The sequence below is a fragment of the Chelativorans sp. Marseille-P2723 genome (genome assembly GCF_902809845.1).
Taxonomy (GTDB): Bacteria; Pseudomonadota; Alphaproteobacteria; order Rhizobiales; family Rhizobiaceae; genus Chelativorans.
Map to the genome: position 1 here is coordinate 489,016 of NZ_CADDWI010000008.1, position 19,921 is coordinate 508,936.

A 19,921-nucleotide genomic window follows, 5' to 3' on the forward strand; every position below is an offset into this window, starting at 1 on the left:
GCTCTCCACCCTATCGAGACCTTCCTAGTTCGTGATTGAGGGGCGGCCCATTCGCCTGACGCCAGAGGGATGTGCATTAACCGCCCTCCCTAAGCAATTTTCTTTTCGATGCCGGTCACTCGTCTCGGGGGGTGCTGTCGCGCGAAAATCTCTTCGACTTCTTCTCTGGAAAGCTTTTGCTTTCGCAAGAGTTCCTCTGCGATCTTCTCGAGTTCGGGCCGGTGATCGGCAACGATACCCTTGGCCCTCTCGAATTCACGGGACAGCAATTTGTCTACTCGTTGCCGAAGATCAATGTCCTTTCGGAGCAGGTACAGCATGTCGTCTTCGGTCATCCCCACGAGATAGGTGAGATGCTCTCCCAAGCCGAAGGAAGCTTCCACCAGCAACGCGTCGATAGTGGCCAGGTGGAGGTCAGCTCCCTCTCGCCCGCCTCCGCCTGCAGAGCGGGATCTTAGAATAACATCCTCCGCAGCGAGTCCCCCGAGCTGCATGGCGATTCTGTTCAGGAGATTGGATTTTGTCATTTCCGGAAACGCACTTTCGCTGAAGCACATTCCGCCCCCGGACTGCAGCGCGTCTACCCCGAGTTCGAGCGATTTGGCAATGGAGACATGTTCAAGCTGGCCGATCTCCAGGACATGCCTGACTACTGCGTGTCCGGATTCGTGCACCGCGTATCTCCAGAGCAGTTTTTCAGGAAGAGCAATCCGCTTCGGCAGCCCTGCCACCAAGTCCGCGACCATCATCGGGCGACGAGCACGGCGCGCGCAACGGCGTGCATCACGTGAGAGCTGTTCCAGTCGGGCTCCCGTCCAGCCGTCGGTTCGTTCAACGACTTCGGACAGGTCGGCACCGACAAGATTGTCTCTCAAGTGCCACCTCAGGATTCCGTTGCGGGCTTCCCGATCGGGGAGGGGAATGCGGATATGCCGATCAAGCCTCCCCGGCCGGACCAAACCCGCATCTAGCTTCTCCGGATAGTTCGTGGCTGCGATCACGACCACGCCTTCACGCCCACCCACTCCATCGAGGCACTCCAGAAGGCCATTCACGACTTCCGTATAGTACTGGGCGCTGTCGCCGGAAAAGCGGGCCCTGTCGCCCACGCTGTCGATCTCGTCGATAAAAAGGACTGAAGGTGCATTCTCCGCCGCTTCCGCGAAAGCCGCACGCATGGCCTTCAGCAAATCTCCCAAATGACCGCGGGCTTGCCACTGGGCAAGCGAACCTGCCACAAGATGGACATTGCAGGTGCGTGCCAGAGCTTGAGCATATGTGGTTTTGCCACACCCCGGCGGGCCGCTTACCAGAGCTCCACGATCGACGTCGCCCCAAGGAATACCACCTGCTCGCCAATCATCGAGATCCCTGGCAAGCTCTATTCCCCAATCGCCGGCTTCGCCCATGCCGCATAGATCGTCCAACGTCGGTCCTGATGCCAGGCTCCGCTTGGGACCGGCGACCCGCGTCATGGCCTCAATGGTTTGGGTGATGCTCCTTCCTTTCCGCCATGCGGCGGCGACGATCCGGAGGGGGAACGCAGCGATCCGGGCAGCCTGTTCCTCTGTAACTGTCAGGCCGAAGAAAAGCTTCGCTGCCGCCCGGACATGCCGCGTGTCGGGTTTCTGAATTTGGATGACCGCATCGGCAATGCCATCAACGCCGTCGGGGAGGGCCTCTCGGGAGTCCGCCAACAGGATGAGCTTCTCATGCCCGGCCGCCGCCTCCAGCAGATTGTAGCTTCGGTTGAATTTTCTTCGTGTGGCTTGAAACGCCTCGATCCAGGCATCGTCGGTCTTCGTCCGGCGGTTCGGCTGCCAGCCATGAAATGCGCGCTGGACAACCTCGTGGTAGAGATCGAAATCCTGCGGATTGGGGACAAGCAGCGCCAGGACCAGCGGCTCGCCTTTACGAAAGACCTGCTCCTGCCTGACCGAATGGACAATCGAGCAGAAGGCCAGGAACTCGGCTGGTTTGCGCAGCTGTTTCGGTGCTTTGGGTTTTCGCTTGCGGCTCATTGGAGTGACTCCGGATACGCCCGGGACAAGGTCCGGCTTATCAAGTTTGGGGGAAAGGACGTTGTCAGCCGCGCCTGCGCCTGACGGAGGTTTCCGGTCCGATCAACGCTTCGTCGAGATCCACCTCGACGAAGCGGTTCAGGATCAGGGAGGAGAGACCGGCTATCGGCCGTGTCTCCTGGAACGCCGGAAAGCAATCGGCCACCGACAGTGTTCCGTGTTCGCCCAGCGCCGCCAGAAGGCGGATGCGGTCTCCAAGAGGGCAGTGCCACCGGGAATATCGAAGGAGGTCTACGGCGTTCCGCAGCCGGTAGCCGCTGCTGACCTCGTCAGCGCCCAAGGAGGCATATCGATATCCTCGGGCTGCGACCTCGTGGGCGATCCATGGGGGTGGAGTTCGAGCCTTCGCCTGTTTGACGTCCATGACGACCAGCCCGTGGTCCTTTTCGACCAGAAAGTCCGGGATGTGAACGTCGTTGCCATTTTCCAGCGCCAAAGGCAGACAGGTCCAGGAGATCACCTCGCGGTCGACATCCAGCAGGCATCCAAGGTTCCGTGCCGCCTGGTTCCGGAACAATGGATCACCGAGGCATCGGACCGTGCCGTAGGGATGAAACGTACGTTGAGCTGCTTCGGCCCGGATGGAGGCAAGAAAATTCTGATTGGCGGTGGGGAGAGTGGTCACAGGACACTCCATACGCAAAAACACAAGTATGAGACGCCGCCAGTCAGCGGTGTCGGCACCCGGTCAACGTATGAGGCGTATGAGCATCCTGTTCATAATGACATGAACAGATAGAGAACAACTTCTGGCCTGTCAACCCGAACCGGGGCACATTCGAAATCCGGCGGGAAGATGCCCGGTTTCGGGGAGGGTGATAGTTTCCTCGATTCGCTTTTGCTGTCGGGGTGGGATCAACCATCGTTCCTGTTGTGGGTTGAACAGGCCCGGCAACGTGAAATACCGATGAATGCGCAGGAAGTCCTTTGTATTCATCGTTGCGACAGGGGCGTCTTTGACGATGGCCGTGGCGGCGATCGCGAGATCCTGCCCAAGCTTCAACCGCTTCGCATTCAAGGCCGGTACGCAAAGATGTCGCAAGGCAGGAACGCAAGTCATTCGGGCATAAAGGCGGGTTATTCTCGCGTCCATTTCAAGGAACGGAATATCAGACGCAAGTATGTCATCGAGCCATGAGGACAATTCTGATGCTTTTTCGGGATTCGTACCTTCCAGCATGGTGATTCCCCGCTGTATTTCGAATACAGCGGAAAACGGAAGGGATATTGCTCTCGCTTGATTGTCAATCCAGCGCACGAGATTGAGGTCAGGATATTTCAGCTTCAGATTGCTGAGGACGCATGTGTCTAGAATGAACATTAAGAACGGGCCTTAATGTGCCTTGAGACCAGTTATTTTCCCCACCAGTTCTGTTTTCTGGAAAAAGTAGTTAAGAAACTACAAATACTCATGCAGGGGCTACTCAATTGAATTTTGACAGCCGCAGCTGAGGTGATCCGTCCCTGCAATGCGAACGCCGAACACCCTCGAGTTGACGAATCAGCGTGGCCGGGGAGCTGACACACCTGACACCAAATGCAGATGACGGATTCGAGTCGAGAAATCCTGTTAATCGGCCTGGAACGATTATTCCGTTCTGAGCCCCGGACGACCTCCTCCACAGTTCGGGCAGCGGCGTTGGAAGATGTCCGAGCCGTTTGCTCCGTGGCGCGTGTCGCAGTTTTGGCAACGCAGAAGATAGACAACTTGGTTATGGTCGCTGCCCGGCAGATCGGTGCGTGCGATCACTTCTTGCTTGTTCCGGTTCACGTGACCAGGTTCGGTCGTCTTACGATTGCGATTGGGTGCTTTGTTTCGGGCCTTCGGATTCCTTGGCTTCGGAGCCCATTCCACGCCCAGAATCCATCCCTCAACTCTCGCGGTCATTGCTACGTGCTCAGGCTTGGGCGGACGGAACGCGCGAAGCAGCGTCCCGTTCCGGCCTGCCTCTTGGAGCCAACGGGCAACTGCATAGGCATCGTGCTGATCGGAGCTTCTGTCCTCCACGGGATAGTTTGCACTCCAAAGCCGCGGATAGGCTTCGAAAATAACCGAGACACCAGGCTCTGGGATCCAGCCGTCGAACGGCCAGAAGTGAAGGCTTGGCCGTGCTTCCTTGATCCGGAGCAGCCAGGGAATTCCAGCATGCGTGGATTTGGCGACTGACCCCTGAACGTCAAAATGAAACACGGATTTCGCGGAGCCCGTCGCTTCTTCGGTCAATCTGCGCCAATGCCGTTCACCCAGCCGGGCAGCGCCGTTTCCGACCACTCCGCCACGTACGAAATCGACATAAGTATGTTGCCTGTCCGTCGGCCAGTGCTCGCAGAAGTCCTCAAGGAAGCTGACCCAATCTGGCGGAATCCCGTACCGCTCGAAGTACCGCATCGGGAACGAAAAGCCGTGATCGATCCCGACGATGGTCGGTACGCTGTCATCCAGTGTCTCGATCAACCATTCCGCCAGTCCGCGCCGGGTCCAGTATTTCTTCGGGCCTGGCGGCGGTGGAACCTCTTCGGGGGTACCGTCGCCAACTGTCTGATACACACGCAATCCCTTGAGGCTGGCTTCGGCCGTCTCGGCACCGGAGTAGTCGATGCCTGTCGTGCGTCCGAAGTGATGTCGCGTGGGATGATCTGCCTGCTTGTTCATTGGAAGCTGGCTTGGAAACTGGTTGCTGTCAGCGAGACATGGGCATCGAGCGGTGGGCGTAACTCGAAGGCCTTGGGCGAACGCGCGAAATCGTAGAGGCGGAAGAGATACCAGTCCTCACGACGGGATTCGGCAACCTCAAGCTCGTTTCGCGAAATGTGGAAGGGGGTGCGTTCCCAACCGTTGGTCGTCTTCACTTCGATCAGGCGCTCACGCCCGTCAGCCGTGAAGCTGGCGATGTCGTAGCCAACCCCGTCACCATCTTCCTGCGATACCCAGCGGACTCGACGGGCAAGGTCGTCGCGACCGTACTGGCGAAGCTGGCTGCACTCGTGGTGAAAGACCCTTTCCTCGCCTGCACGGCCCAAGGTCCGATTTCGTTCGTCGCGTCCGGCAACATCGAAACGGCGGGCGACGGTTTGCATCTGGACAAGTTCATCGGGCGGAGGAGTGTTCTTCAGCGTTGGAGCAATGCCGATGAAAAGTGGCGGAGCCTCTGCCAGTCCCGGTTTTTGCCTATTGTGTAGGGCAGCCTCCCACTCAGGATGCCGAGCCAGCCAGCGTGAGATCGCTTCGGCCAAAGACATCTGAAAGTTAAACCGGGGTTGGTAGCCTTTGACCATTGGCAGCCCGAACCCCTTGGCGGCGGCAGATATGTTGCAGTGCTTGAACTCGATCGAGCCTCGGCTGCGTCCGATCTGTTCCTGCAACAATCGATTCTGGGCAGCCTTGTTGAATGGACGGCCAGCGAGCTCATCGCTGAGCATCGCGAAATAAGCCGCGACAACTGCGTCATTCTCCGTATCTGACCAATCCCCCGAAACCATGTGTGAGGCTATTCCGTGCTTAACGCGGTGTCATCTCGAAAGATCTTGAGGTGACATGCTTCCCGGCTTTTTCATCATGTGAATTAGTTGCATAGGATTAGGGGAGCGCCGCGGCAACCTCATTGTGGAGACAATGCTCGGGAGTCGCGGCCATGCTCCGGCGGTTTCGAACGTTCGCTTCTAAGAGGTTGATCGACGCGTGGTGTAGGATGACTTCCGGCCGGCTCCTCTTTGCTTATCTGTAGTGGCTTGAGATCATCCGCGCTCGGGCGCGAAATCATAGCGGTTTCTGGCTCACATTATTTGACCATAAATCCACTTTGGCTCAGATCAAATGAGAGCGGGCTCGGACTATTTGCGACAAGCTCACTTTCATGAGACCGGGCGCAGGGTTGTGAGACTGCAGTGAGAGCAGCTGAATTACCGCTGTCGACCCTGATCGGAAGTTCGTTCGGCGAGCTCGAATTCACACTTCGAGCCCGGTCCGGTCGTTCCCGCCACGCCTTACGAACGGCGGCTTCGCGCCTTACAATTCAGCAATTCAATGCCGTTGGCGCAGTCCCCGAAAGCGGTCAGTGTGGGTATCCGAACCAAATGCCAGAACCCGGTAAAGCTCTCCTGAGATTACATAGGAAGTGGGTGCAATCCGTACTCGAACGCCTTCGTTCTGAAGTCGAGGGTTTTGCACCGATTGAGACGGACAATTTTTGCGATACATAATCAGACTACACGCAAGTCGGAAACTTCCACACCGTGCTGCACCACGTTCGCAGCGATAGTGCGCCCTCTTTCGAGAAGCCAGTCAAAGCCGACTATCCGCAGGTGATTGCCGCTCTGGTTCGCGTCATGGAGAACCTGCAACTGATTGGAATTCAGATCGCGTTCAAGGCCGATGACGACTAGGCAGTCCGGCTCCTGAAAGTCCGGCATATGTAGCCTGATGTCGGGATACTTCCGGACCAGGTTACGTCGATAGTCTGCTACTTGCTGTTCGGCGTGAGTCACGCTCGCGGAGATTTGTCCTCCAGCGGTAACCAGTGTTTTGCTGGGACATTCGATCTCCACCACCATGTACGTACCGTCCGCCCTTTTTACGATGAAGTCGGGCTCCCTGTAACCAAACAGGTTCGGCTGCGGCCAAACCTCATGCGCGAGCGGGTCGAGGAGTTGCGGGTGACGAGTCAAGAACGTTTGGAACGCGGGTTCATCGGATGGGCGAGTTTTGATCAACTCGTCAAATTCATCAAGAACCGGCGTGCTCATGGCCATCCACCGCCTAGACACTGCGGTAACCAATTGCTTGGCGGCTTTCGCCTGCGAAAACGAAAAGCCCATGAGCGTGGTGCCGACATGTAAGGCGACATCGTCGTCGTCGAACGAAAGGATGAGATCAACAAGCATTGTATTCGCCAATTTGCGAACGGCCGGAGCATTTGCCGCGGCGTCTACCTTCTCGTCGACAATCGGATCGATCCGGAAGAGGCGGTTTGACACATCGCCGGAAGCGGCCATTGCCAGAAACTGCATTGCCAATCCCGAGTTCTTTCCGGTAGGTGTTCGCTTCGCAGCCTCCGTCAAAGCGAGCAACCCATTCTCTCTCCATGCTAGCAAAGCAGCGGCAGCCGGGCCCTTGACCTCCATGTTGAAGGTAATGCCATCGTACATGTCCTCGTAGAGACGGCACACGGACGTCAACGCTTCCAACCCTCCGTCCAGGACACACTCCCTCAGGAGCGTGGCGAGCCCATCGCGGCTCAATGGGCCGGAGATGAATTCTTCCGCCCTTTGCCTGAAGTTACTCGACATCGCTATCACCTTAAAGTGAGGCTTATAACCGACGGGGCCTACCGCCACGCCAGGCACTGGAAGTAGAACATTACGAGCAATTGTCTGGTACCGCGTGGTTTGTTACGCCCGACAAGTCGCGGACAGATACATATAGATATTTCTTTGTCCACAACGCGCCCTCAGGTCAGCGCGCTCGGGCAACTCGGAAGCGGACGTTTCTTCGGAGAGGACCCAATACCAGAACAGGCGGAAATCCGACTTTGATTACTATCTTCAGTTGATAACCTTCGCCTCCTGGAAGCGGATACTCAGTGCGAAAATAGGTGCCCCGCGCGCCCTGCCGTAAGAGGCTTGTCCAAGCCATATCGTAGCCTGACAATCCCGACCGCTTGGCTTGTAGAGCGACTGCTGGTTGCACCGATTAATACGGAAGGCCGACGACTGAATGAGTTTTTCGAATCAAACCTATCGGCTAAATTGCTGAGTTATGATGATAGAAGGGCGGTACTTGGATGAAATAATGCGAAAGCTCTACAGCGAGCTTTCGAAGAGCACTGACACGTTCGAAGCGAGCAAAGGAAAAGGACAAGATCTTCTAGGGCAAAAGATTTTGCTTAAAGACCCTCGCGCCCGAATCAGCGCCACCGCAACACGCGGAAGACTCATTTCAGCGCTGGCGGAATTTTGCTGGTATATGGCTGGGAGTGCCGACCTAGATTTCATTCGCTTCTATTTGCCCGATTATCCTCCCGAAGGAGCCAAAGGGTCGCTTGAAGAAGCCTATGGACCTCGCCTTATTGGCACAGGTGAATTTGGCCGCTCATTCGACCAGATTAACAGAGTGATCGACCGGCTACGGCGAAAATCTGACACGCGCCGCGCGGTGATTTCCATTCTTGAGCCAAGCGATCTTGAACCGGGGAAAGAGGAAGCCCCCTGCACCATAGCCCTGCAATTTATTCGCAGACGTGAACGCTTGCATCTCGTTGCGATGATGCGATCCAATGACGCCTATCTGGGCTTTCCCCATGACGTGTTCTGTTTCACGATGATCCAAGAGCTTGTTGCCCGTTCCCTCGGTATCCAGGTCGGCGAATATCATCATTTCGCGACGAGTTTGCATCTCTATGAGCGTGACCAGGACAAGGTTTCCGCCTATCTCGATGAAGGATTCCAAAGTCCTACATTCGCGATGCCAAAAATGCCTTCCGGCTGTCAGCTCGCCAACCTTCAGGCTTTTCTCGATATCGAACAGTCGATCAGAAGCGGCAAGACCACAGCGGCGGCGCAGATAAAGCTGCCAGAATACTGGCGTGATTTGGCACTTGTACTCCTTCGCCTCGCGGATTCAAGATTTAGAAGGGGGCAGAAGACGCTTGAGGATAACTTCTCGAATATAAATAATAATTTTTACAGAAACTTCTTTATTAAGCGTCCAAAAAAGTTGCCGAAAGCGCCAGCACCCGTAATGATTCAAGACAAACTCGATTTAGGTGATGATGATGGCGTTAAGAATTAAGGACCAACAAAAGTCCGACGAAATTTCCGATTTGCTAGATAATTTTCCCAATGCCCAATTCCCGTTCGTGGGTCTGAATAGCCCTGAGCGCAAATCGGTTTTGGTTGCGCAACTTGTCGACAGCATCCGCCGGATCGAGTATCTTCGTATAACGTCGATCAGAGCCGGGTCAGCTAGTCTTTATACTCCTTATTCAGGGAGCTTCCAGCCTCTTGGCGGTGCGGCCGCGTTGCATAAGACGGGACGAACAGACGATGCCTATTGGTTGGTCTACCTGGCGACCCACTTCGGGAAGCACAAGACCGATGGCTGGAATCTGACCGAGGACTTCTATGGCCGGTTCGGGCAGGGCGGCGTCTGGGATTGGGCCTCAGCGAGCCAAGACCCTATGGCAATTTCAAATTGGCTACAGGCGAACTACCCTCATGTCACCAGCGCCGGACGTTCCCGGCGTTTTGGCAATCACCGCAAGTTTGAAACTCTAAAACCGGGCCCCAAGGGCACCGGTCATGCCGTTGCAACCTACATTCAGTGGATTGCTGCGTATGGCTCCCATCAGGCATTGATTGGCGATGTGCAGAAGCGGGTCGGCCAAAATCCAAAAGATGTTTTCGCATGTCTCCATGGCGAACTCGATCAGGTTGCCAAGCTTGGCAGGCTAGGCAAGTTCGACCTTCTGTGCAATCTCAGTAATCTGCTGATCGCTCCGATCCTTCCCGACAAAGCTTACATCGCTCAATCGACCGGTCCGAAAGCGGGGGCGCGTCTGCTGTTCGGCAATGGCCTGAGTGTCGCGCAACTCGAAACCGCATGTGTGGAATTGGCCGAGCATATGGATGTCAGCCCGCAGGCAATCGAAGATGCGCTGTGCAACTGGCAAAAAAGCCCGGCGGACTACATTTATTTCCGGGGCTAGTTTGTCCAGCGGAAGCGACGTTTGAGACGTTGCATCTGGTTAAATCCTATGATGCCCTCATGCTGGAGTTGACCTACTATCAAGCCCGGCGCTACGCCGACCTTCTTTGCAAATTCGATAATCGGAAATCGTGAACCACCGAGCGAGAGCAATTCTTCACGATACGATACTGGGACAATGACCTGGGCGGCGTACTCGTTCGCTTCCTGCTCGCACTGTTCTTCCGTTAGCTCAGTGTTCTCCAATATTGGCATTTTATCATAGTGGAGAAGCAGATGCGCGATCTCGTGGAACAGCGAGAACCAGAATTGATCGTCGGACAAGTAGCGAAAACTGACCTGAATATGGGGCGTTCCATCTGCCAGAATCCGCACCGCACCGCTCGCAGAGCACCCCTTGGGAGCCCTGACAATTGCGAACTTTACCCCGGCTTCGGCAAGGGCCGCTTTGAGTTTCGGCAAGAATAGCTCCGGACTCTTGTACCATGTCAGTCTTCGGAATTGAGGAATCTGGCTTTCGAGCGCTTTCGGCGACCAGTCCGATACCTTGTCATTTTGGGTCTCTATTTCGCCTTGGCGGAGCCAGGCCGTCGTTGAAACTTCGCAAGATGCATATGCTGTCGACCGTCGATAGGCTGCTTGTTGAAATGCATTCTCATATCGCCCTTGCCACTGCGCGAGCGATGAAACACCGAAAAAATTCAGGCATTCTGCGATCTGATCGCCCCTGGATCGAGGAGTCTCGATCCATCCGAATTTCTGCATATCACTTAGCGGGAGCCCGCCAATCAGGTCATCTAAACTGCTGACCCTAACATTCTCTGGTTCCGTCAAGCTTGCCCGGTAATCGTGTTCCCGTGCCATCCAAAAGTTTTCTGAAGCGCCGATGGCCCGCGCTAGGCGGCGCGCTAAATCCACATCGATAGCACGCGAACCGTCCAGGATTTTCTGTGCCACAGCCGCACTATGTCCGATTATGTGGGCAAACTGTTCGACTGTTAGCTCGCGTTCTTCGAGGATGCTTACGATGGTGTGTCCCGGCGGGGACACCCAGTCCGGTTTCTCAACGGTTCCATCATTTAACATCATTGATCCCCATCAGCTTAACCCGTCCGACCGTTGACCAATCGTACAGGCTGCCGTCATCCGCAACTGGATAATTGGGAGCCATCACGATTGAAAGGAGATTCGGGACTATTAGAGTGCACAGGTTTCCATCGACGGATACCTGCCCGACCAGCAGCTCAAATATATTGCTTGCCGCTTGAATATCAGAATGCCGCGCCTGTAAAGAAATAGCCGCCTCCTCTCCCAAATATTCTATCGCAGTGGAAGCATGAAAACAAATATCCCGTATAAGCTCTGAATTATATGAAATCAGCAAATAACCCTCACATTTTTGCTTCAATAATCTTAGTTTGGTGGTTGGTCCAGGGTCAGGACGATGCGTTTGAAGGGGAACTGGCGTTGGCTATTTTAAGAAAAGAATATCAAAAATTATGAACGAAATATTTGCGTCGAAGAAGGGTTATTTACGTTGGGACTGCGAATCCATCTTCTCGAGAGTGTGTGCACCTCTCTTGGGCGAATGTCTGCTTCGCCGACTTGGCACCCATAAGCGGCGAGTCAGCTCACGGCCCCGAACACGTCATTCGGCGATTAGCGTGGCGACGACCGCTTGGTCCGCTACCACGCCGTTCGTCTCATCCTCGCCGAACGGCAATTCTCCACCCGACCATGACGTAGAATGCTCCCTCATTCCGGAGCCGAGGTGAGCGCGCCGGTCGGCCCTGTCGCGGTCTTTGTTGCCGTTCGCAAATGGGGAACTCCGGTGCTAAATGGCCAAATGAAAATCCGAGCCGAGACACCGAGCGATTACGAAACCATATATCGTCTGACGAAGGCAGCTTTCGATCCGATGCCGTTCAGCGATGGGACCGAGGCCGATGCCATTACCGTTCTGCGGGAAGATGGAGACTTGACACTCTCCCTGGTCGCGACGGGTGATGCTGGGCTCCTCGGCCATATCGCGTTTTCGCCGGTCTTCGTCGACGGGCACCGTGATGGATGGTTCGGTTTGGGGCCGGTCTCCGTATGGCCGCACCTTCAAAGAACCGGTATCGGTAGTGCCCTCGTGAAGGAAGGTCTCTCTCGGCTGCGGCAGATGAGGGCCGATGGCTGCGTGTTGATCGGCGATCCTCGCTACTTACAGCCGCTTCGGTTTCGGGTCGGGCAACGGGCTCGTGTATCGCGACCTTCCAAGCCAACTGGTTCAGTGGCTTGCGTTTGGTGAACGAAAGCCCTCCGGAGTATTGAAGTTCAGCCCGGGGCTTGAGTGATCGTCGGCCCGTGGACGCATTAACCCCAAAGGTGGTGGTAGATTGCAGTCAGCTACAGTGGGAGCCCAAACGAGGAGGATTTCCCATGAGCTACGGGATGTCGGCGCGTGCTTATATCAAACGAGCAGAAAGCTGCTTGCAACAGAACGATCCAAAGTACCTTTTCTACGCCGCGTTCGAGTTGAGATGTGCAGTAGAAGCACGCATGCGAGAATATTTGGAGGCATGGGATCACGTCTCAAAGAAGCAAAAACAGGGATGGGAAATTGCTAAGCTAGGTTCCGCGACGAAGCGAGCGTTCAAGACCGACCGTGTGATGCGATGGCAGATGGAGGATGAGCGTGCAGGTGAAACGCTCGCAGGCCTCTACTACACGCCTGTAACCAAAAGGCTGCGCTGGTGTGGCTCATACAGATGAGATAAACGACCGCTTCGGGCTCCGAAGCGGCTGGATAGATCTCGAGCCACTACACCTATCGGCGGCCAAATCAATAATGGATTCGACATGGGCTTTCGGCTTTCGCAGGCTTCGCGAATTCTTCTATGGGCTCTCGCGCCACATCCGTAGTAACATCGGTTCTGGGACTCAGTCCCAGTTTGGTTGCTAGTTCAGAACGCGCGATCCTGCGAAGGCGTGTAAGGATTTCCTATGGCAAAGAATCCATCCAGGAGAGGCCTTGAGCAAAAGGATTCGAATTCTTGGATGGTCGAGGATGCCCGCGTGCATTTCGATGCTCTGCTTGCGGCGGCTTCCCAAAGGGGACCGCAGCGAATTGTCGACGATGGCCGTGAGTTCACGGTCAGCTTGTCTCGTGCTACGGCGACGCCGATAGGTAACAAGTTGTTGTCGAAGGGCGGTCCAATCGAAAACCATTAGCCTCTATCGACCGTGACGGTCTGACGGGGGAAGCCATCTTGATGGATAATTGGCGCATTCTGCTTCGCATGGTCCCAGCGAGTACGTACCCCAGGGTGCAGAGATCATGATCCTTGGCGTCAACCAGCGGTCCTGCGCTATGTTTCCGGAAGCTGAGACTGACGCAGAAACGTTTTCGGCAACGGCTTTTCATCTTCCTGCAGGCTCTCGACCATCTGCTCGTATTGGACGTTCGGGTCCAGCATTGCCGCAAAAGCACCACGAGCGTACATCAGATCGTCGTCAGGAAAGAGTTCGGCGCGCACGTAAGTTTGAAACAGCTCGAACTCCGCGAGGTTCACCAGTGCCTTGCGCAGTTGTGACCTCCTTACGATGGACATCCTATTTGCCGCTGTCGCTGGCAGAGAGTTAAAGGCCCTCAGCTCTTCTTCTGCGCTTCCGAGTTTCCGCACGTGCACAAGCTTTTTGGCGGCGCGGAGGTCCGAAAGTTCCTGACTGATGTCTTTGCCCCGTAATCCCTTGGCAGTTTCAAGCCAACGTTTGTACCTTTTGAGTTCGACAGCTTTCATCCTCCACTCGGCTTCCGCAATCGCCTTGGGTTCGATTGGATTGGCCGGAACCATTCTTCTGGCATGGTCGACAATCGCGCGTCCTATCGCCTGGGCCAGCGGTGGAGGAACGGAATTCGCCAGCATCTGCTGCCGGCTGCCGCCGACTGGAGCAGCCTCGGTTTCGGACAAGCCCCCGTCTTCTGGCGAGGGGAGCTTCCAATCCCACCACTCAGGGTATCCCGTGAGGCGCGAGAACTGATGAAACGTCAGCTGCTGCAGCTTCCTGAGATCGACAGGATCACCAACGGTCGGCCGATAATTCTTCGACAGCCGGTCAGTCGATGTACGGATAAGGGTAGGGGAGGGCCTGTCGGTTCTCTGAATCGCTCCTGAGGCCGCGCCTCCGGGTGAACGGTAGTAAAAGCGTGTGTTCGGGTCTCGCTCTGATAAGCATTTCAGATCGCGCTTGCGCAACCGATAACTCTTGTATTCGGAACTATCCTTTGACACCAGGTCTGAACATTCTGGGTCCAGGGCAAAATCTTCAAACTGGGTTCCAAAGTCGTTGCCCAACAGATCCGCGACCGTCATGGGTTCACGAGATTTGTACTGGTTCAAGTATGCGTGGAGCCACCCGTCTGTCTCGTCTAAGCACCCGGCCAAGATGAGACGCTCTCGGTTCTGTGGAGTGCCGAAATAGGAAGCGTTCAATACAGTTTCAGTGAGACCATACCCGCCACGCTCAAAAATCGCACGTGCTCGTCGGTAGACCTCGGAGTTACGAAGTCCCTTTACGTTCTCCATGACAAAGTATCTCGGGCGTGCAGCGGCCACGAGAATAGCGAAGGCTTCCGTCAGGCTCGAAAGCGGACTCTTATCACCTTCTCCTTTTCCTGCCGCCGAAAACGGTTGGCAAGGTGGGCCACCGAAGATGATGTCCGGACGGTCCAATGCGATTTCAGGAGCGATATCGATCACCGCCAGAAGATCGGCTACATGATGTGGAAGATGGCTTTTATGTATACGGCCGCGTTGCGACTTTCCTCCAGCCTTGGCGATCGACTGCTTCACTGGCGGGCGAAACAATCGTATTGGGTTCTTCACGTCCTTTATATTTGCCCGGTGGATGTCGATAACCGCTGGGTCGTGATCCAAGGAACGGATGATTTTCACGCCTGCAGATTGCATGCCATAGGCGAATCCGCCTGAGCCGCAGAAAAGGTCGATTCCTCTCAATGCCAGCATTCCAAGCCCCTGTTTCCCCGCTTGGGAAATTGGCTACGGAAAGTTGATGGCTCGTTAATCCGTACTCCTGGCAAGACCGGACGGGTTCTCAGTCGCCGGTATCCGGATGCGATATGGGCATTCCCGCCGGGCAGCGGGATTCTGCGATTCCCTCTGCTTCTGGATTGCATCGCTGAAGGCTGCCGCCAGAGTGAAGGAGTGCGAGACTCCTTGACCATGAGAACCAGACCGGCATTGCATCGATCGCTGCTGCCGTTAAAGTTTAGGCGGAACTCTGGGGCAGGGGGACTTTATGGATAATCAAACTGCGGCCGCCGCAGCATTTTCGATCAGGGATCGACTTCTTGCCGATCGCCGCATCCTGCTCGATTTGAGCACTCGGAACCGTCTGATCAACGTTCCCCTGCGTTCGCGAAACATACGGACGATAGAGATCGTCGATGAGAAGACGACTGAAATTTATCGGCTTCTGGTTGACGGGAAGGGGCTGACTTTTCTCCCGGGTCGGCAACTCACGGACGAAGAGAAGGCGGAACTCGGGGAAACTGACGATATTACCGGGGGTATTCCGCAGCCGGACGACGATGAGGAAGTGGACGAGCGCGGTATAGCGCGCCGCCATCTGGATACACGGCTGCAGACCCGTTTGACCTCGCAAGGACTCCAGAAGCGGCTGTTCGACATCTGGTATGATGCTCGAACACTTGAGGAAGAGCAGGGCGTCAACGTCCTCTATCTAGCGTTGGGCCTTTTGCGGTGGTTCGATGCCGATAACTCGGACATCGAGCGTCACGCGCCGCTTGTCCTTCTTCCCGTGCAACTCGACCGCACAAGTGCTGCCGACCGGTTCACGCTCCGTTGGCGGGGAGAGCCGCCTTCATCGAATCTGTCGCTTCAGGCCAAGATGAACTCGGAGTTCGGTTTGAAACTGCCGGATCTGGAAGATGAGGAAGAGGTCGATATTGCAGCCTACATCGAAAAGGTGGCCGAAACAGTATCAGGCAAAGAAAGATGGTCTGTTCTGCCGGACGGGATGGTTCTTGGCTTTTTCTCTTTTGCCAAATTCCTGATGTACCGCGATCTTGATCCGGACAACTGGCCTGAAGAGAAATCTCTCGATCGTCACCACGTTATCGAAGGCCTGTTGGGCGACGGGTTTCCGATGCGTGATCCAATCATTCCGGACACCGGGCGCATAGATCCCTTCATCCCGCCGGAGAAAACCCATCACGTAGTGGATGCGGACTCGTCTCAGACGGTCGTTATCGAGGAGGTGGCACAAGGCGGCCATCTCGTGGTGAAAGGGCCGCCCGGTACCGGAAAGAGCCAGACCATCACCAACATAATCGCCGCGGCTGCCAAGGAAGGGCGGAAGGTTCTCTTTATGGCAGAGAAAATGGCGGCTTTGGATGTGGTCCATCGGCGATTGAGAGATGCCGGTCTCGGTCCGCTGACCCTGGAACTCCATTCGAACAAGGCCAACAAGCGGGCACTTTTGGAAGAGCTACGCAGGACAAAAGATCTGGTCGGGCGGGTCCCGCAGAGCGACGCCACCGTCATCACCCGCCTGAAGGCAGCTCAGGACGGGCTCAACGGTCATAGCGATGCGATGCATGCGGTGCATGAGCCCAGTGGCATGACGCCCTACCAGTTGATCGGACACCTTGTCCGTATCGGCGAAGGGGATGGGCTTCCCGGATTTGCACTTTCGGCCCCAGAGAGCTGGGGACCCCTGGACTATGAAAAACGACTGGATGTCTGCAACGAACTGACGGACCGTTTCAGTTCAATCGGCCAGCCTGTAGAGCATCCTTGGTATGGTGTGCGACGAGAGGCTCTCGATCCTGGTGAGATCGACCACCTTCGTCGGAGTGTCGCCGACCTCTGCTCGGATTTCGAGAGCATTAGAACCAATTCTCGGGAGGCCTCCAAGCGCCTCAACATCGGCGAGCCCAAGAAGTTCTCCGATCTCGTGCGTCTGTTGAAGGTGTTACGGGCAATCGCGTCACTGCCGGATTTCGACCGGAAGGCCTTTGCGGACCCCATATGGCAGCAACCGGGCAGGATCGCAGAACTGATCGAGGCGGGTGCAAGGCTCAAAACACTTCGGGAGGCGGTGGACACTTCGTTTGCGGAGACAGTCTGGGCATCCTCCCTGAGCGAATGCAGAGCTGTGTTGGCAGCGAAGGGAGCGTCGATACTCCGGATTCTCAGTGGCCATTATCGATCACAGCTCGCCCTGCTGAAGTCCTATCTGAAGCAGCCATTGCCGAAAGAACTTCCTGCCAGGTTGGCTTTGGTCGACACGGTCATCTCGGCACAGGAGGCCCGGCGCGACTTCGACGGCTTGAAGGCGACCGGCGCTGCAGCGATGGGAGCGCACTGGAGTGGTGAGAATTCGGATTGGGATCGCGCCCGTACGGTGGTTGAATGGCGTCAGGTGAACGATGATCTTCTGACACCGGACATCCTCAAGTATCTCTCTGAGGCAACGGATTTACCACGGCAGATTGAGATTGCCCGGGATCTGTCGGAATTGCTTGCCCGATTTGTGCAGGGATGGGGCGCACTGCAAAAGTTCCTTGACCTCGATCTGCGGCAATCGCTGGCGGCTGAGAGTTTTGCATCCGCGGAGGTTGAGGCGATCTCGCAGCGGCTCGGCCAATGGGATGTCAACATCGAGAGCATCACGAAATGGGTGGCGTTTTGTGACCGATGCCGGACCGCGTCCTCTCTCGGCCTCCAAAGCCTTGCTGACGGTGTACTTCGTGGCGAACTCGGCGCGGACACGCTGGTCCCGACGCTGGAAAGATCATACTTCGAGGCGCTTCGTGCCGACTTCTTTGCGCGGGAACCTGACCTCAAACGCTTCGACGGCGAACTACATTCCCGCTTGGTGGAATCGTTCCGCGGGCTGGAGGCTGCCCGCATGTCGCTTGCCCGAGAGCAGATCGTTGCCCAGCATGCAATGGAATTACCTCGCAGCAATGGCGGTATCGGTCCTCTCGGGGTCCTCAACGGTGAATTGGCGAAGAAGCGTAACCATCTACCGATACGTCAGCTTCTCGATAGGGCAGGGCCAGTCATTCAGCAGATCAAGCCGATCTTCATGATGAGTCCGCTTTCGATCGCTCAGTTCCTGAAGCCGGGCTCGATTTCGTTCGATCTTCTGGTTGTCGATGAGGCTTCGCAGATCGAACCGATCGATGCCCTGGGGGCGATCGCCCGGTGCGCCCAGGTCGTTGTCGTGGGGGACGAGCGTCAGCTCCCGCCAACGCGCTTCTTTGCGAAGCTTACCTCCGACGTTGACGAGCAAGAGGACGATGACGGGGTCACATTCCAAGCCCGGGATGCGGAATCGATCCTTGACCTCTGCCTCGCCAAGGGCATGCCGTTTCGGATGCTTAACTGGCACTACCGCAGCAAGCACCAGTCCCTGATCGCGGTATCCAACCGGGAATTCTACGACAACAGGCTCTTCATCGTTCCGAGCCCCTATGATGCAGTCGCAGGGATGGGACTCAAGTTCAACTACCTGCCAGACGCTCATTACGACCGTGGAAACACCCGCACGAATCCAGTCGAAGCTAAGGCCGCCGCTGAAGCTGTAATCCGGCACGCCACGGAGCGGCCCGAGATTTCACTTGGGGTGGCAACGTTCTCGGTCGCTCAGCGTCAGGCGATACTGAAGGAACTTGAGCTTCTGCGCCGGGCACATCCTGAAACGGAAGACTTCTTCAACCGGGGTTCCACCGAGCCTTTCTTCGTCAAGAACCTCGAGAACATCCAGGGAGACGAGCGCGACGTCATCTTCATATCGGTTGGGTACGGGAAGACGAGCACCGGCTACATGGCGATGAGCTTCGGTCCGCTGAATTCAGAAGGTGGCGAGCGACGCCTGAACGTGTTGATCTCGCGGGCTAAACTTCGGTGCGAAGTCTTCTCTTCCATAACGGGGGACGACATCGACCTTGAACGGGTCCGCAGCCGAGGCGTCGCTGCGCTCAAGCTCTTCCTCACGTTCGCACAGACGGGCAAGTTTGGTATTGCGGAAGAGACCGGCAACGGACCGGACTCCGTCTTCGAAGAGCAGGTGGCCGACAAGCTTCGATCGCTTGGGTATGACGTGAAAACCCAGATCGGGTCGGCCGGATTTTTCGTCGATCTCGCCATCTCCGACCCCGAAAAGCCGGGGCGCTTCATTTTGGGAATCGAATGCGACGGCGCACAATACCATTCATCCCGGTCGGCGAGAGAACGTGACCGCTTGAGGCAGAGCGTGCTGGAAGACCATGGATGGATCATTCATCGGATTTGGTCGACGGACTGGTATCTCCGCCCCAATGAAGAATTGGCAAAGGTTACTGCCGCGATTGAGAGTGCGAAGGCGGAATGGCGGAACCGGGACGACGATCTGGCTAAGCCTCGGCAAGCGGTGCCGCTGCACTTCACGACGCACACTGAAGCAGATGTCGACGTGATCACCGCGCACGTGTCGCCGGAAGAACCACCTCTGGCAATTCCGTATGTAGAAGCCACTTTCCCAGTCCGGACCGACCGGGAGCCCCATGAAGTCTCTGTTTCCGAGATGGCGCGCTATGTTGTTGAGGTAATCAGACAAGAAGGCCCGGTCCACGAAAGTGAGATCGTCACGAGAATACGATCGGCGTGGGGATTGGCGCGAGCGGGTAACCGGATTCGGGACGCGGTTCTAGCAGGGATAAGGGCAGCCAAGTCGCAGGGCGGCATCAATGGTGAGGATCAATTCTATATCGTACCCGGCCAAGAGATCAGGGTTCGGGATCGTTCAGCGGTCCTGTCTCAGTCACTAAGGCGGCCTGAGGTTTTGCCGCCGGCCGAGATTCAGGCGGCAGCTGTTGCCGTTGTGGAGGCAAACTTCGGAGCCAATCGGGAGGAACTCGTCACGGCTATTGCACGATCGTTCGGGTTTGCATCGACGAGCGCGCAGCTTCGGGTGGTGATCGAGCATGCGATAGATCGAGCGATCCAGAGCGGAGCCATCAAAGACGAGAAAGGGTTCCTTGCGAAAGTAACCCAGTCCGAGAGCGTGCCGAGCGTTACAGTGCACTGAAGCGCTAGAAACGAGAGTGCGAATTCCAGCGGGG

Annotated in this window: 13 protein-coding genes and 1 pseudogene; 5 read left to right on the forward strand and 9 right to left on the reverse strand. The window is 56.2% G+C overall.

Annotated elements, in window-relative coordinates; translation table 11 throughout:
- Nucleotides 1-89: 89 nt before the first annotated feature.
- The 6 genes from HUS57_RS04220 to HUS57_RS04250 all read right to left on the reverse strand — a co-directional run bounded on the left by HUS57_RS04220 (nucleotide 90) and on the right by HUS57_RS04250 (nucleotide 7,088).
- Nucleotides 90-2,021: an AAA family ATPase gene (locus HUS57_RS04220; RefSeq protein WP_173931662.1), complete on the reverse strand. Its 1,932-nt coding sequence runs from the start codon at nucleotides 2,019-2,021 to the stop codon at nucleotides 90-92.
- A gap of 64 nt (nucleotides 2,022-2,085) precedes the next feature.
- A complete protein-coding gene (locus HUS57_RS04225) occupies nucleotides 2,086-2,706 on the reverse strand; it encodes a hypothetical protein (protein ID WP_246727731.1) in 621 nt (206 codons plus the stop codon).
- A 132-nt stretch (nucleotides 2,707-2,838) separates the two neighbouring features.
- Entirely contained in the window at nucleotides 2,839-3,402 is a 564-nt protein-coding gene (locus HUS57_RS04230; RefSeq protein ID WP_173931663.1) for a hypothetical protein, read from the reverse strand.
- A 267-nt stretch (nucleotides 3,403-3,669) separates the two neighbouring features.
- The gene (locus tag HUS57_RS04240; protein WP_210256051.1) at nucleotides 3,670-4,734 is read right to left on the reverse strand and encodes a hypothetical protein; all 1,065 of its coding nucleotides are present in this window, start codon (nucleotides 4,732-4,734) and stop codon (nucleotides 3,670-3,672) included.
- Nucleotides 4,731-5,561, reverse strand: a complete 831-nt coding sequence (locus tag HUS57_RS04245) for a DUF3883 domain-containing protein (protein ID WP_173931664.1) — start codon at nucleotides 5,559-5,561, stop codon at nucleotides 4,731-4,733. The genes HUS57_RS04240 and HUS57_RS04245 overlap by 4 nt, the downstream gene beginning before the upstream one ends.
- 720 nt (nucleotides 5,562-6,281) lie before the next feature.
- Nucleotides 6,282-7,088, reverse strand: a complete 807-nt coding sequence (locus HUS57_RS04250; protein WP_210256052.1) for a Shedu anti-phage system protein SduA domain-containing protein — start codon at nucleotides 7,086-7,088, stop codon at nucleotides 6,282-6,284.
- A 781-nt stretch (nucleotides 7,089-7,869) separates the two neighbouring features.
- On the opposite strand from HUS57_RS04250, the gene HUS57_RS04255 reads away from it, so the two are divergent.
- Nucleotides 7,870-8,868 carry a thymidylate synthase gene (locus HUS57_RS04255; RefSeq protein ID WP_173931666.1) on the forward strand — a complete coding sequence of 333 codons (999 nt, stop codon included), beginning with the start codon at nucleotides 7,870-7,872 and terminating at the stop codon, nucleotides 8,866-8,868.
- Nucleotides 8,852-9,784, forward strand: coding sequence for a hypothetical protein (locus HUS57_RS04260; protein ID WP_173931667.1), 933 nt, complete (start codon nucleotides 8,852-8,854; stop codon nucleotides 9,782-9,784). Before HUS57_RS04255 ends, HUS57_RS04260 begins: the two co-directional genes overlap by 17 nt.
- On the opposite strand, the gene HUS57_RS04265 is transcribed toward HUS57_RS04260, so the two are convergent.
- Both HUS57_RS04265 and HUS57_RS04270 read right to left on the reverse strand, forming a co-directional pair.
- Entirely contained in the window at nucleotides 9,781-10,872 is a 1,092-nt protein-coding gene (locus HUS57_RS04265) for an ImmA/IrrE family metallo-endopeptidase (RefSeq protein WP_173931668.1), read from the reverse strand. The two genes, HUS57_RS04260 and HUS57_RS04265, sit on opposite strands and share 4 nt — an antisense overlap.
- Entirely contained in the window at nucleotides 10,859-11,167 is a 309-nt protein-coding gene (locus HUS57_RS04270; protein WP_173931669.1) for a hypothetical protein, read from the reverse strand. The genes HUS57_RS04265 and HUS57_RS04270 overlap by 14 nt, the downstream gene beginning before the upstream one ends.
- Nucleotides 11,168-11,629: 462 nt before the next feature.
- Here HUS57_RS04270 and HUS57_RS04275 point away from each other — a divergent pair.
- Together HUS57_RS04275 and HUS57_RS04280 are read left to right on the forward strand one after the other, a co-directional pair.
- Nucleotides 11,630-12,122: pseudogene (locus tag HUS57_RS04275) on the forward strand (N-acetyltransferase).
- Between the two features lie 85 nt (nucleotides 12,123-12,207).
- Nucleotides 12,208-12,540: a hypothetical protein gene (locus HUS57_RS04280; protein WP_173931670.1), complete on the forward strand. Its 333-nt coding sequence runs from the start codon at nucleotides 12,208-12,210 to the stop codon at nucleotides 12,538-12,540.
- A gap of 596 nt (nucleotides 12,541-13,136) precedes the next feature.
- On the opposite strand, the gene HUS57_RS04285 is transcribed toward HUS57_RS04280, so the two are convergent.
- Nucleotides 13,137-14,795: a DNA cytosine methyltransferase gene (locus HUS57_RS04285; RefSeq protein WP_173931671.1), complete on the reverse strand. Its 1,659-nt coding sequence runs from the start codon at nucleotides 14,793-14,795 to the stop codon at nucleotides 13,137-13,139.
- Between the two features lie 292 nt (nucleotides 14,796-15,087).
- Here HUS57_RS04285 and HUS57_RS04290 point away from each other — a divergent pair, with 292 nt between their 5' ends.
- Nucleotides 15,088-19,887 carry a DUF3320 domain-containing protein gene (locus tag HUS57_RS04290; protein ID WP_173931672.1) on the forward strand — a complete coding sequence of 1,600 codons (4,800 nt, stop codon included), beginning with the start codon at nucleotides 15,088-15,090 and terminating at the stop codon, nucleotides 19,885-19,887.
- The last annotated feature ends 34 nt before the right edge of the window (nucleotides 19,888-19,921 follow it).